Annotated in this window: 12 protein-coding genes; 10 read left to right on the forward strand and 2 right to left on the reverse strand. The window is 67.0% G+C overall.

The annotated features are described in order from the left end of the window. Positions 1-82 precede the first annotated feature (82 nt). Positions 83-955 (reverse strand): MurR/RpiR family transcriptional regulator, encoded by an 873-nt coding sequence (locus GKO32_RS04465; RefSeq protein ID WP_154755478.1) that lies wholly within the window; start codon positions 953-955, stop codon positions 83-85. A gap of 96 nt (positions 956-1051) precedes the next feature. On the opposite strand from GKO32_RS04465, the gene GKO32_RS04470 reads away from it, so the two are divergent. From GKO32_RS04470 to GKO32_RS04500, 7 genes are all read left to right on the forward strand, one after another. Beyond that, positions 1052-2182: an NAD(P)/FAD-dependent oxidoreductase gene (locus GKO32_RS04470; protein ID WP_154755479.1), complete on the forward strand. Its 1131-nt coding sequence runs from the start codon at positions 1052-1054 to the stop codon at positions 2180-2182. 67 nt (positions 2183-2249) lie between these two features. Next, positions 2250-3869: a hydantoinase B/oxoprolinase family protein gene (locus GKO32_RS04475; protein ID WP_154755480.1), complete on the forward strand. Its 1620-nt coding sequence runs from the start codon at positions 2250-2252 to the stop codon at positions 3867-3869. After that, on the forward strand, positions 3866-5905 hold the full coding sequence (locus GKO32_RS04480; RefSeq protein WP_154755481.1) for a hydantoinase/oxoprolinase family protein: 2040 nt from the start codon (positions 3866-3868) through the stop codon (positions 5903-5905). Before GKO32_RS04475 ends, GKO32_RS04480 begins: the two co-directional genes overlap by 4 nt. Before the next feature lie 351 nt (positions 5906-6256). Then, positions 6257-7234, forward strand: a complete 978-nt coding sequence (locus tag GKO32_RS04485) for an aldo/keto reductase (RefSeq protein ID WP_154755482.1) — start codon at positions 6257-6259, stop codon at positions 7232-7234. Further along, a complete protein-coding gene (locus GKO32_RS04490; protein ID WP_154755483.1) occupies positions 7231-7836 on the forward strand; it encodes a TetR/AcrR family transcriptional regulator in 606 nt (201 codons plus the stop codon). Before GKO32_RS04485 ends, GKO32_RS04490 begins: the two co-directional genes overlap by 4 nt. A 13-nt stretch (positions 7837-7849) precedes the next feature. Further along, positions 7850-8626 carry an alpha/beta fold hydrolase gene (locus tag GKO32_RS04495; RefSeq protein ID WP_166459373.1) on the forward strand — a complete coding sequence of 259 codons (777 nt, stop codon included), beginning with the start codon at positions 7850-7852 and terminating at the stop codon, positions 8624-8626. Further along, complete coding sequence (locus GKO32_RS04500) at positions 8623-9240, forward strand: carboxymuconolactone decarboxylase family protein (protein ID WP_154755485.1); 618 nt, start codon at positions 8623-8625, stop codon at positions 9238-9240. The genes GKO32_RS04495 and GKO32_RS04500 overlap by 4 nt, the downstream gene beginning before the upstream one ends. A 29-nt stretch (positions 9241-9269) precedes the next feature. Here GKO32_RS04500 and GKO32_RS04505 read toward each other — a convergent pair whose 3' ends face one another. After that, entirely contained in the window at positions 9270-10256 is a 987-nt protein-coding gene (locus GKO32_RS04505) for an isopenicillin N synthase family dioxygenase (RefSeq protein ID WP_166459374.1), read from the reverse strand. A gap of 191 nt (positions 10257-10447) precedes the next feature. Here GKO32_RS04505 and GKO32_RS04510 point away from each other — a divergent pair, with 191 nt between their 5' ends. From GKO32_RS04510 to GKO32_RS04520, 3 genes are read left to right on the forward strand one after another with little or no spacing between them, the layout of a single operon-like run. After that, entirely contained in the window at positions 10448-11002 is a 555-nt protein-coding gene (locus tag GKO32_RS04510; RefSeq protein WP_154755487.1) for a VOC family protein, read from the forward strand. Further along, positions 10999-11958 (forward strand): fumarylacetoacetate hydrolase family protein, encoded by a 960-nt coding sequence (locus GKO32_RS04515; RefSeq protein WP_154755488.1) that lies wholly within the window; start codon positions 10999-11001, stop codon positions 11956-11958. Before GKO32_RS04510 ends, GKO32_RS04515 begins: the two co-directional genes overlap by 4 nt. Continuing rightward, positions 11925-13520 (forward strand): ATP-dependent acyl-CoA ligase, encoded by a 1596-nt coding sequence (locus tag GKO32_RS04520; RefSeq protein ID WP_154755489.1) that lies wholly within the window; start codon positions 11925-11927, stop codon positions 13518-13520. Before GKO32_RS04515 ends, GKO32_RS04520 begins: the two co-directional genes overlap by 34 nt. The last annotated feature ends 7 nt before the right edge of the window (positions 13521-13527 follow it).

Consider the following 13527-nt stretch of genomic DNA (forward strand, 5'->3'; position numbering starts at 1 on the left):
GTCGGCCGCCGTGTAGCAAAAACTTCCTGGATGTCGGCCGACTGTAGTAAACGCGTCAGGGAGGAGGCAAGGGGTGGAGGAATTACCCTTCCGCGTCGAGCTTGCCGCCGACGATGTCGGCGCGCAGCGCGTTGAGCCGCTCGTAGGACCGCACGGCGTCGGTCTGACGCTCCGCCGAGACGGACAGGTTCAGGGCGCGGGCGACGATCATGCCCATGACGACGCCGTCGCTGGTGCCGGTGGTGGTGGGCGGCGTGGCCAGCACGACGTCCACACGCTCCCGCAGTGCCTCGCCGAGTGTCTCGCTGACCAGAATCGTGGTGGCCCCGACCTTCGCCGCATACTCGAGCACTACGTCGATCTCGCGGAACTGGCGCAATGTCGCGAACACGACGAGCACATCGGACTCGTTCATGTCGAGCAGGCTGTCGGCGAGCGAGAAGCCCGTCGCTTTGATACTCGTGCTCGGCTTTCCGGCGCGGTGAAGGCAGATGCTGAGATAATCGGCGGGACATCCGCTGGGGCCGATGCCGTAGGTGATCACGCGAGCGGCACTCGTCATGGCGTTGATGGCGCGAGTCCAGCTGTCCGTGTCGAGATCCGCTTCGAACTGCCGCAGCAGCAATGCGGTGTCCAGGAGAACCTTCTTGGCTCCGAAATCCGAGCCACTGATCTGTTCCAGCTGATCATCCAGCACCTTCGACGGGTCGCGATGGCGACCCGAGATGGCCAGAGCCGACCGGCGCAACTCCCGGAAACTCGGATACCCCAGCTTCTTTGTCGTCCGCACCACCGTCGCATCGCTCGTCGACGTCAAACTCCCCAGCTCCGCCGTCGAGGACACAGCGACCAATGCCGGATTCGCCGCCATGAACTCCGCAACCACCGCCTCGCCCGGCGTCAACGACACCACGAGCGCCGCAACCCGCTCATGCAACGGAGCATCCGAATTCAACTTGAGGCCTCCCTCTTGTCATGTGTTGTTGTGAATACTACAGTTCGACCGGAGAGATGAAGTGTTCGCTTCAATAAAGCTGGTCGGAGGTCACGCGTGGAGGTCGCGGATTTCATCGTCGTGGGGGGTGGCGTGTATGGCGCCTCTCTTGCGTACGAGCTGGTCATCAGGGGGTCGTCGGTCACGGTACTCGAGGCCGGCCGGCTCGCATCGCGAGCATCGGGCGGACCGGGAAAGCGCGGGGTGCGCGCCAACGGGCGCAATTCGCGGGAACTGGTGCTGGCGCGGGAAGCCCTGGCGATCTGGCCGGCCCTGGCGGCCGAACTCGGTGGCGACACCGGGTTCGAGCGGCTCGGTGGCCTGATGCTGGTGGGTTCGATGGCCGAGTATGGCGAGATCGGGCTGGCCCGCGCGGAGGCGCACCAGCGGCTTCAGTCCGGGCACGGGATCGGTTCCCGGCTGGTCGGCGGTTCGGAACTGCGGGCACTGGAGCCCGGTGTCGGCGAATCCGAGATCGCCGCCTTGTTCAACCCGCACGAGGGTATTGCCGATCAGCAACTGACGGCCCGTGCGTATGCGGCCGCGGCGGGCAAGCTCGGCGCATCGGTCCGGGAGGCGACCGAAGTCGACAGATTCGGCGCCCAGCCGCGTCCCTGGGTGCGGTTGGGTGATGGCTCGGAACTCGTGGCCCGCAGGGCGATCGTGCTCGCCACGAATTTCGGCACGAACGCGTTGCTCGAGCGATCGGGGCGGCCCCACCTTCCTTTGTGGACAATGGCGCCCCAGGTGCTGATGTTCCAGGCCAAGGACGATTACCAGCCACGGCATCTGGCCGGGCACCTCCAGAAGATTCTGTCCGTGAAGCCACTGGCCGAGGGCATCACGATGATCTCCGGCGGCATGCGTGGCAGGTGGGACGACGACACGGCGCGAGGCCGGCCCGTCGAGAGCGACATCCAGGAAAGCCTCGACGTCGCCGCATCGGTCTTCCCGCCGCTCCGCGACGGCGTCCTGGTGGCCGCGGACGCCAGTTCGCCGGAGACCTATACGCCCGATGGCTTGCCCTACCTCGATTTCCTCGACGAGGACCACCGGGTCTTCGTGGCGACCGGCTGGCACGGCCACGGCTTCGCCATCGCGCCGGCGGTGGCGAAACACGTAGCGGAGTGGCTCACCACCGGCCGGCGGGGCGATTTGCTTGCCCCATTCAGGATCCGTCGCCGGTAGTCGCGGCTATGGGCAACTGAAATCGCACGCTAGCCTCACATCGGAAAACGTGAAGGATTCATCCCAGATGACACAGTCCGAACTGGATTCGGTGACCGTCGACATCATCGGTCACCACCTGGTCGCCATCTCCGAGGAGATGGGGGTGGCCATGATGAGAGCCGCCTACTCTCCCAACATCAAAGAGCGGCGTGACTGCACAACAGCGCTGCTGGACACTTCCGGTCATTCCATCGCACAGGCCGAACACATCCCGATCCACATGGGCTCGATGATCGGGTTCATCCCGGGGATCGTCGCGCAGTACGACGGGGACATTCATCCCGGCGATATCTTCATCTCCAACGACCCATACCTCGGGGGCAGCACACACCTGCCGGACGTCTCGGTGGTGGCGCCGTTGCACGTCGCGGGGGAGTTGGTGGGATTCGCCGCGGCGGTCGCCCACCATGCCGAGTTCGGCGGTTCGCTGGGCGTCGCGCCGGACATCTACTCCGAAGGCCTGCGGCTGCCCATTCTCAAGATCGTCGATCGCGGTGTCCTCGACGAAGCGCTGATCCGGCTGATCCAGCTCAACACTCGCGTACCCACCGAACGTCTCGGTGATCTCCGGAGCCAGTTCGCCGCCGTGTCGCTGGGCGTGCGCCGCTACGACGCGCTGCTGGCACGTTATGGCCCTGGCGCCGTGGTCGAGGCCACCCACGTGTGGCTCGACAAAGCCGAGGCCCAGGCCCGCGCGGCGTTACAGGAAATGCCCAAGGGGCGCTTCGAATTCGCCGACCGGATGGACTCCGACGGAGCAGGCACGGTCGACATCCCGATTCGCGTGGCGATCGAGATCGACGACGAGCGCATCGCGGTCGATTTCACCGGCACCGCCGGTCAGGTGGCCGGCCAGATCAACACCGCACGAGCCGCGGTGGAGGCGTCCGTTTACTACACGATCAAGACCATCCTGGACCCCACTCTTCCGGCGAATGCGGGGTTCTACCGGATTGTCGAGATCACCATTCCACGCGGATCCCTGCTGAATTCCGTCGCGCCCGCACCGGTCTTCATGCGATCCGATTCCTGCCAGCGCGCGGTCGACGCGATATTGGGAGCGTTCAGCCAGGCGTTGCCGGACCGTATTCCGGCCGCGTCCAACGGTTCGATCACCGCCATGGCCTTCAACGGCTACGACGCGACCCGGCAACGACCGTTCGCCTACACCGAGGTCATCGCCGGGGGCGCGGGCGCACTGCCCACCGCGGACGGCCAGGACGCCGTGCAGACGCACATCACGAACACGGCGAACACCCCCGTCGAAGCGGTGGAGCAGAGCTATCCGTTGCGTGTCACGAAATACGCGCTCCGCGACGGATCGGGTGGGGCGGGCCGGTTTCGTGGCGGTATCGGCATCATCCGTGAGCTGGAGACCTTGAACGACGACATCCGCCTGCTGGTCAAAGGCGATCGGGTGAACAACGGTCCATGGGGGTTGCAAGGCGGGGGGAGCGGCCTGCCCTTGGCGTTCGTGCTCGACCCCGAATCGGACCACCCGCGAACCTTCACCCGGTCCGACAACGGAACCCCCCTGCGCCCGGGAACCATCGTCCGGGCGATGACCGCCGGCGGCGGCGGCTTCGGCAGCCCGCAGACGGAGGACGAAACCGGCACCGACAAGGAGAAAGGCGACGCGAAGTGAGGATCGGCATCGATATCGGCGGCACCTTCACCGACGTGTTCGCCGTGTCCGGCGGCCGGACGTTCATCGCCAAGGTACCCAGCTCGTATCCGGACCCGTCCGCGGTGATCGAGTCCGCTGTGCGAGCCGTACTGGACAAGGCCGGGAAGGCCGGTGCCGACGTGAGCGCCCTCATCCACGGCACCACGGTGGCGACGAATGCGATGATCGAGCGGCAACTCGGTGTGGTCGGGCTGATCACGACCGCCGGCTTCCGCGACGTCCTCGCGATCGGACGGCAGACCCGGAACACGCTGTACCGGCTGGACTTCACACCGCGCTGGGTACCGGTCGAGAGAGAGCGGCGCCTCGAAGTCACCGAGCGCACCGACTACACCGGGCAGGTCTTGACGGCACCCGATCGCGGTGAAGTCGTCGCCGCGGCGGAGACGCTGGTGGCCCGAGGTGCGACCGCCGTCTGCGTTGCCTTTCTGCACTCGTATGCCAACGACACCAACGAACGCGAGGCCGCGGCCTGGATCAGGCGAGCGTTCCCCGACCTCGACGTGTGGACGTCGGCGTCGGCGGTGCCGGAGTTCCGCGAGTACGAACGGTTCGCGACCGCCGTCATGGATGCGGCACTCGGCGAGACGATGACGACCTACCTCGGCAGGTTCACCGACCAGGCACGGTCGGCCGGAGTGGTCGGTGAACCGTACGTGATGGAATCCTCCGGGGGCGTCGTCCGGATGTCGGAGGCGGCCGTCCACCCCACGCGGACACTGCTTTCGGGTCCCGCGGGCGGGGTGCTCGGCGCCATCAACCTTGCCAAGCGGCACGACCGGGCCGACCTGCTGACGTTCGACATGGGTGGCACCAGCGCCGACATCGGGGTGATCCGGTCCGGCGCACCGGATGTCGTGAACATCCGCCACTTCCAGGATCTGCCGGTACTCGGCACGACCGTCGCGCTGGAGGCCATCGGTGCGGGCGGCGGCAGCATCGCGTGGATCGATCAGGGCGGGCGCCTGCAGGTCGGCCCGCGCAGCGCCGGATCGGTACCCGGGCCTGCCGCCTACAACAAGGGCGGGACCGAAGCCACGGTCACCGACGCGCATGTCGTACTCGGGACGCTGCCCGCCGCGGCCCGGCTCGGCAACTCCTTCGGCGTCGACCGGGACCTGGCGATCGCCGCCGTCGAACGGTCGGTGGGCGCCCCGCTCGACCTCGACGTGATCAGCGCGGCCCATGCCATCCTCGACATGGTCAACACCAACATGGCGCTCGCCGCCCGGCGGGCAACGGTGGCGCGCGGCATCGACCCGCGGGCCCTGACCCTGGTCGCCTACGGTGGCGCTGGGCCGCTGCATGCCACCACACTGGCGGGGGAGCTGGGCATCGAGGAGGTCATCGTCCCGGCGCATCCCGGCATGCTGAGTGCGATGGGCCTGCTCGTGTCGGACCTGCGCAAGGAGTTCATGCGGTCCTTCGTGGTCGACGTGAGCCCGGCGACCGTCAACCAGCTTTCCGACACCGCGAAGGTCCTGATGGCCGAGGCCTTGGCATGGCGGGACGAGCAGGGCGAGACCGGAGACTGGAGCGCGGGTATCGAGGCGGAACTGCGGTATCGCGGCCAAGAGCACACGCTGCGGGTGGCTCTTCCGGATCTCCCGTGGGAGCACACGACGGCGGATCTCATCGCCGATCGCTTCGGCGAGTCGCACGAACAGCTCAACGGGTACCGGGTGACGGGCGAGGACATCCAGATGATCAGCCTCCGCGTCACGTGCGCCATCGATGTCGGCGGCTCCGGTCTTCGACTCCAGTACGCCTCGGGTTCCGGTGTGGACCTGGCTTCGCCGGACACGCCCGTGTGGTGGACGCGGCACGAAGCCGTCCCGACGCCGGTGTTCTCGGCGCCCGACCTTCACCACGAAGACTGGATCAAGGGCCCCGCCATCCTGGTGCAGGAGGACTCCACCTGCGCCGTCGCCCCCGGCTACCGCTTCCGCACCCTGCCCGAGACGGGCGGCATCGCAATCCAGCGAATCCCGTAACCCCCAGCCACCGCGCGAGTTGAGCGTTGCCTGGGCGCGAGTTGCGGGTTGGCCGGGCGCGAGTTGAGCGTTGCGGGCGCGCGAGTTGCGCATGCTCTCCCGCGAAGATCTCGGTTTCGGCGGCGAGGGAGAACGCAGGTCCTTTGTGGAGGGTGGGGCACGCACGCGGCGGTCGGCTCGGCCCCGTGCGAAGCATCACCGGCCCGATTGAGAACCTGCGTCATCTCCCTGGCCGGACGGCCGTTTCCCTAACCCATGAGCGAGCTGCTGTCCTCGATGGCGGAGCAGGCGCCTTGACTCGGGTGGTTCGGAGTGCTCTAATTTACGTGTCGTAACGTAAAGGAGGCACTGATGCAGACGGCCACGCTGGGACAGCTTGTTGTCTCCGCTCAGGGACTGGGCTGTATGAGCATGAGTGAGCACTACGGCCCGAGGGACTGGGATCGGTCGATCGCGACCGTGCACCAGGCACTCGACCTGGGTGTCACCTTGCTGGACACGGCCGACATCTACGGTGCAGGGCACAACGAGGTGCTGCTGGGACGGGCAATCGCCGGCCACCGCGACCGGGTTGTGGTGAGTACGAAGTTCGGGGTCGACCGCTCGGCGGGAGATCATCGACGCCGGGTTCGCGGGGAACCGGACTACGTCCGCCGCAGTTGCGAGGCGTCGCTGCTGCGGCTGGGTGTCGATCAGATCGACCTCTACTACCTGCACCGGCCGCCGCAGGATGTCGACCTGGCCGAGACCGTCGGGGCGATGGCGGAGCTGGTCACGGCCGGCAAGGTTCGCTACCTGGGGTTGAGCGAAGTCGACGCCGACCAGCTCCGGCGGGCACATGCGGTGCATCCGATCACCGCCGTCCAGAGCGAATACTCCCTGTGGTCCCGGGAGGTCGAGGCCCTCGCGCCGGCCATGGCCGAGCTGGGGGCCGGTCTGGTCGCCTACTCGCCGTTGGGCCGTGGGCTGCTTGCCGGCGAGGTCGACCCGTCAACGCTGGGGGACAACGATTCCCGACGGGGTCATCCCCGTTTCCAGGGCGAAAACGCGGTCAACAACCAGCGTCTCGCCGCCGCGGTGAGCGCGCTGGCCGGGGAACGGGGGATCACCGGCGCCCAGCTTTCGCTCGCCTGGGTGCACGCCCGCAACCGCGGGCTCGGGATCCCCGTGGTCCCCATCCCCGGTACGAGCAGCCCGGAACACGTCGCTGCGAACGTCGCGGCGTCGGACGTGCAGCTCGACGACGAGGTGCTGGCCCAGCTGGAACCGCTCGCCGATCGCGTCTCGGGTGACCGGTACGGCGCCCTGCAGAACACGGGACGGCCGTGACCACCGGCGAGGCCCGGCGACCTCGCGGCCGGCCGCGGGACACCACCCTGGAGAGTCGTGTACTCGAGGCGGCCACGGAGTTGTTGCTGGAAGGCGGCGTGGCCGCGTGCACCGTGGAGGCGGTGAGCAAGCGCAGCGGGGTGAGCAAGCCGACGATCTACCGGCGCTGGCCGCAGCGCACCGCCCTCGCGATCGACGCCTTCGCCGCGCACATCGCCCACCAGGTGCCACTGGCCGAGACCGCGGACACGGCTGCCGACCTGCTGGGTTCGGTGACCGCGCTGGCCGGGCAGTACCAGGGCCGCGACGGCCGGGTCTTCGTCGAGCTCATCGCCGCCGCAGTCCTCGAACCCGGCACCGCCGACCTGCTCAACGAACGGTTCTTCGCCCCGCGGCGGGAGGCGTTGCGCGCGCTGTGGAAGCGCGGCGTCGACCTCGGTCAGCTCGATCCGCACGTCGATGCCGACCTCATGATCGACCTGCTGTTCGGGCCCACGACCTTCCGGATGCTGCTCGGCCGGCAGATCGATGCCGAGACGGCACTGGAGCTCGCCCGCGCCGCGCTGCGCGGATTCACCACCCATCCCACGCACGATCAATGACGGAGGTCCCACCATGCTTCCCGTAACCGACACCGCCCAACAGGGGACCCCGGCGGTTCCCGGGCGCACCCTGGTGATGTCGCACTCGTTCAGCTTCTCGCGGCGCGAATGGGTCGAAGCCACGCCGCTGTTGTCCCGGCATTTCCGCACCGTGGCGATCGACGCACCGGGACACGGCGAGGCGGCCGACATCCCCGGATACACGATGCGCCAGATGGCAAGGCAGTTCGCGGCCACGATCAACGAACTCGAGCTGACCGACTACGTCCTGCTCGGGCACTCGATGACCGGCAAGGTGATGCAGATCCTCGCCAGCCGGGAGGGCAAGGCGCTGGGCCTGAAAAACCCGCCCGCCAAGCTGATCCTGCTCACCCCGACCCCGCTGGGCCAGGAGGTCGGCGGGCCGCAGCTTCGGGAATCTCTCAAGGCGAGCGCCCGGGATCGCGCCGACGCCGAGCAGTTCGTCCGGGACCGCAGCGCCCTGCCGCTCCCGGCTGAGGTGTTCGACCGGGCGTGCGAGGACTACCTGCGCGTGAACCGCCACGCGTGGGACGCCTGGCTGGAAGAGGGCGTCTACGAGGACTGGACCAATCGCTGCGCCCCCATCGACATCGAGACGCTGCTGATCGTCGCCGACTTCGACCCCGTCTGGGGCTTGGAGATGCAACGCAAGGAAACGCTCCCCAGCTTGACCCGCGCCGAGATCGTCACCATCGACGCCGGGCATCTCGTCCCGATGGAAGCGCCGGAGAAGCTGGCCGACCTCATCACCCCGTTCGCCTCGTCATGACGACCGACTGCACCCCAGGCGACGGCGACGTCGCCTGGGGTGGGCGGCTGCCCCTGGTGCGCAGTGGCCCCATGGATGCCGGCCAATCCGCGTGGGAACGTGAGCTCCGGGCCGTGGTCGTGCCGTGGGCGCAACCGTCCGGTATGGCGGTGACGACGGCGGAGGGCGATCTCATCGGTCCGTTCAACGCCTTCGTGCACAGGCCGCGACCGGGACGGGCGTTCATGGCTTGGGTCCTCGACGATCAGGCCGGATCAAGCTTGACCCCGGTGCTGCGCGAAATCGCGATCCTCACCGTCGCAACCGCGTGGAACAGCGGCTACGAGATCTACGCCCACACCGCGGTCGCGAGGCACGTGGGTGTCGCCGAGGAGGTGATCACCTCGATCATCAGCGGCACGACGACCGATCGGCTCTCCGCGGTCGAGGCCGTCGTGCATCGCTTCACCGACGAACTCGTCCGCGAGCACTCGGTCTCGACCGGAACCTACGATCGCGCGATTCAAGCGGTCGGTCGGCACGGAGTGCTCGACCTGGTCAACGTCATCGGCATCTACCTCGCGACCGCGGCGCTGCTCAACGCCTTCGAAGTTCCCGCGCCTCGCCAAGAATGACAAGAATGAGGGGCCGCGCGAGGCAGGTGTCAGTTCAGGGTGGCGCTCAGCCCGGTCGATCGCAGCCGGGCTTCGAAGAATTCCGCGGCGGTGATCGACGGGTATTTCCGTGGGTCGGCACGCCAGCGTTGCGCCGGCTGGAGATCGACGTCGGCGCGTGGGTAGATGAACAGCGGACTGGAGTACCGGCTGTGGCCGGTCGGGGTAGCAGGCGTGTCGATGCGGTGCACGGCGGATCGCAGGTGGCCGCCGGTGAGGTACTGCAACATGTCCCCGACCTGGACGATCGTGTGATCCTGGGGGGCGGTGCCTTCGATCCAGCCGCCGCCGCGGAGTTTGACCTTGAGACCCTTGCCGGTCGAGGGCGGAAGGACGGATACGAGGTTCCCGTCGGTGTGCCGGCAGCCCCAGACGACTTGTCCGACCTGATCCGTGGTGATCGGTGGATAGCACAGCGGTCGCAGTGCCGTGCTCGCGTCCCGGGTGAGGTCGGCGAAGTAGCCGTCGGGACAGCCCAGCTGTGGTTCGAGGGCGTGCAGGATCGCCAGGCCCACCTCGTTGAGGGCGTCGAACAAGGAGAGCGTGTGGTCGCGGAACGCCGGGGCGTTTTCGGGCCAGACGTTGTCGGCGTAGAAGGCCGGGAAACGCACTGGGAGTGTGGGGTCGGTGATCGATTCGGGGCCGATGAGCCAGCATGACCGCTGGTCGGGTTGCGGCTCACCGTCCATTCCGGAGCGCCGGCAGGCCGCGGCCGTTTCGACGCCGAGTGGGGTATAGCCGCGCAGGTGGTGAATTCCGGGCCGCCGGTACCGCTCGAGCTCGTCGGCCGGACGGCTGAATACGTCGGCATATGCGGCATAGGCCGCGGGCAGCATCCGCGCGACATTTCGAGTGTGGACGAAGACGAAGCCGATTTCGCGCAACCCGCGCTCCACGGTCTCGCCGAACTCACGCCGCCGGGTCGCCGACGCGGCCGTCGCGTCGGCGAGTTCGACCCGGGGAATTTCCCGCATCATGTCGGCACGGTAAGGGCACCACATCCGCGCGGACAAGGGACGGCCGCGGGACCTTTACCGTGACAACTGCCGAATCTAGAGATTATGTTGACTTCTCGAAACTCTCGGCTTAAGGTCGTGAGATAGAGCAGCGCGCCGCAGTGCCGGACATGCGCCCATCCACGATCCACTCGACCAACGGAGGTCACCTCATGAGCACGCAACTTCCACTCCGTCTCCACCACTACGGCTGGATAGTCGACGACCAGGAAGCCAATCGGCGTTTCTACGAGGATGTGATCGGCCTGCCCCTGATCGCCACCTGGACCGAGATCGAGGAGGTCGGCGGGTCCGAGCGCGCCCTCTCCCACACCTTCTACGGCTTGGCTGACGGCAGCGCACTGGCCTTCTTCCAGATGGCTGACCCGCAGGACCAGCGGGAATTCAACACGAAGATCAACCCGACCCCGATCCGCCACGTCGCCTTGAAGGTGGAACAGGAGACCCAGGACGCCATCCGCAAGCGCCTCGCCGAGGCCGGCTACACGGAACCGAGCACCTTCGTGGTCAATCACGGCTACTGCGTGTCGCTCTACACCGTGGATCCCAACGGGCTGCAGCTCGAATTCACCGTCGACCATCCCGATGTGGAGAACATCAACGCCGAGCGGCTGCGCACGGCACACGCCGACCTCGCTCGCTGGCTCGGTGGCGACCACACCAGCAACAACGCCTGGCGCCCGCAGCAGCCTGCCGATCAGTCATGAAGTGGGCCACCTATATTTCTCCCGCGACTCGCGCCCAACGAGCCGGACTGATCGTCGACGACCGGATATTCGGCCTCGAACAGGGGGTGAGCCTCCTCGGTCTCCTCGGCGACGATGGTTCGGCGCTGGCGGCGGCAGGCGAAAAGGCGACCAGGGATCCCCGCGAGGTTGTTGCGGTCGAAGATGTCGAACTGTGTGCACCGATCCCTCAGCCACCATCAATTCGAGACTCGGCCTCGTTCGAAGCACATCTGCGCGCCGGATTCGCGGCCTTCCGCGTGCCATTCGATTTCGACAATTGGTACCAGCACCCGATGGTGTATTTCACCAACCCGCATGGTCTGACCGGCTCCGGTGCCACGATTCCCGCCGCCGCCGGTTCGCAGTGGCTGGACTATGAACTCGAAGTCGCGGCGGTTGTAGGCCGGGCGGGTGCCGATGTCGATGTCACCGAGGCGGAAGAGCTGATCGCCGGCTACTGCATCTTCAACGACTGGAGTGCGCGCGACATTCAGGGGCACGAGGTGAAGTTTCAGGTCGGTCCGTTCAAGACCAAGGACTGGGCGATGACGACGGGCCCCTTTCTCGTCACCAAAGACGAACTGGAGCCCTTTCGGAAGGGCAATTCTTTCGATCTCGAGATGAAGGCGTTCGTCAATGGCCGGCAGTACAGCAAGGGAAATCTGTCGGACATGTATTGGAGCTTTGCCGAGCTTGTCGCGTATTCGTCTCGCGGTACCTGGGTCAAGCCGGGCGATCTCATTGCGTCGGGAACAGTGGGCACCGGCTGTATTCTCGAGCTTTCCGCGACGAATAACCCGGACGAATACCCGTGGCTCACTGCCGGCGATGAAGTGGTCCTCGAAGTCGAGGGTCTCGGACGGCTCGTCAACAGCCTTGTCGAGCCGCCTCCCGTCCGGGAGTGGCGCCGAAAGAGCACATCGGTGACGCCGTGACGCCGACGACGTTGCCCGCCCTGCTCGCTGGACGGGCGGAAGCGAGTCCCGAGGATCCCTTCGTCCGCTTCGGGGACGAGTCGGTCTCTTACGGCCAGATGCGGGCCCGCGCGGAGCAGGCCGCAGCGTCCCTAGCCACGGCGGGTGTCGGCCGCGGAGACCGGGTCGCGATCATGCTCCCCAACTGCCTGGAATTCCTCGACATCTGGTTCGGCGCGGCTCTTCTCGGCGCGGCGTTCGTGCCGGTCAACATGGGCCTCAAGGGCGACGGTCTCCGCTACGTCATCGAGCACAGTGAACCGCGGGTGATCGTCGCCGACGAGTCCGTCGTCCCGGCTTTGAGCGCGGCGCTGCCCGACGGCGGCGCCCCAGTGCTCTGTTTCGTTCGGGGTGCGGCATCTCCGGGATGGCCATCCCTCACCGAGTTCCTCGCGGGCTCGTACGCCGTGCCGCGGTTGCCGGCCGTTTCCTCCGCGGATCTGGCGTCGATCCTGTACACGTCAGGGACCACAGGTCCCCCGAAGGGCGTCCTGAACTGTCATAACGCCTACTCCACCGCGGCGTACGAGTTCATGCACAGGTATGTCCGGGTCCGTGACGATGACGTCTTGTACACCAGCCTGCCGCTGTTCCATGTGAACGCGCAGATGCTGACCACCTGCGGCTCCCTCCTGTCCGGGCGGCCGATGGTGCTGGCTCCGCGGTTCAGCGCGTCCGGATTCCTCGATGACCTGCGCCGCACCGGCGCGACGGTGTTCAACTACATCGGCGCGATGCTGACGATGATCGCGAAGCAGCCCGCGCGGACGGACGACGCGGAGCACCGGGTGCGGCTGGCGGTGGGCGGGGCCGCCCCCGAGCCGTTGTGGCCGGCCTTCGAGAAGCGCTTCGGCCTGCGGATTCTGGAGATCTACGGACTCACCGAGACGGCCACGTTCTGCCTGGGGAACCCACCGGACGACATCCGGGTCGGAAAGCTCGGCCTGCCGACGAGCTGGGCGGAAGTGCGGGTCGTCAGGAGCGACGGAACGGAAGCGGCCGACGGCGAGCCCGGCGAGATCGTGATCCGGAGCAAGCGGCCCCACATCCTGTTCCGCGGCTATTTCAAGGACAGCGCCGCGACCGAGGCCGCCATGAACGATGGCTGGTTCCGCTCCGGGGATCGTGGAAGGCGTGACCCCGACGGGTATTTCGTCTACCTCGACCGGCTCAAGGACTCGATCCGCCGCCGCGGCGAGAACATCTCCTCCTATGAGGTCGAACAAGTCGTCAACTCTCATCCGGCTGTCGCCGAGAGTGCTGCGATCGGTGTTCCCTCACCACTCGGCGAGGAGGACGTCATGATCGTGATCGTGCTGAAGCCGGGCTCGGGCGAGCTCGATCCCGCGGAACTCGTGGCCTTCTGCGGTGAGCACATGGCACCGTTCATGGTGCCCAGATACGTGCGCTACGTGGATCAGCTGCCCAAGACCGCCACCGAGCGCGTCCAGAAGTACGTCCTGCGCGAGGTCGGTATCGAGGGCTCGTGGGATCGAGAAGCCATGCCCGCGGCACGAACGTAGGGGAAGG

Source organism: Amycolatopsis pithecellobii (assembly GCF_009707865.1).
In the GTDB taxonomy this organism is placed as follows: domain Bacteria; phylum Actinomycetota; class Actinomycetes; order Mycobacteriales; family Pseudonocardiaceae; genus Amycolatopsis_E; species Amycolatopsis_E pithecellobii.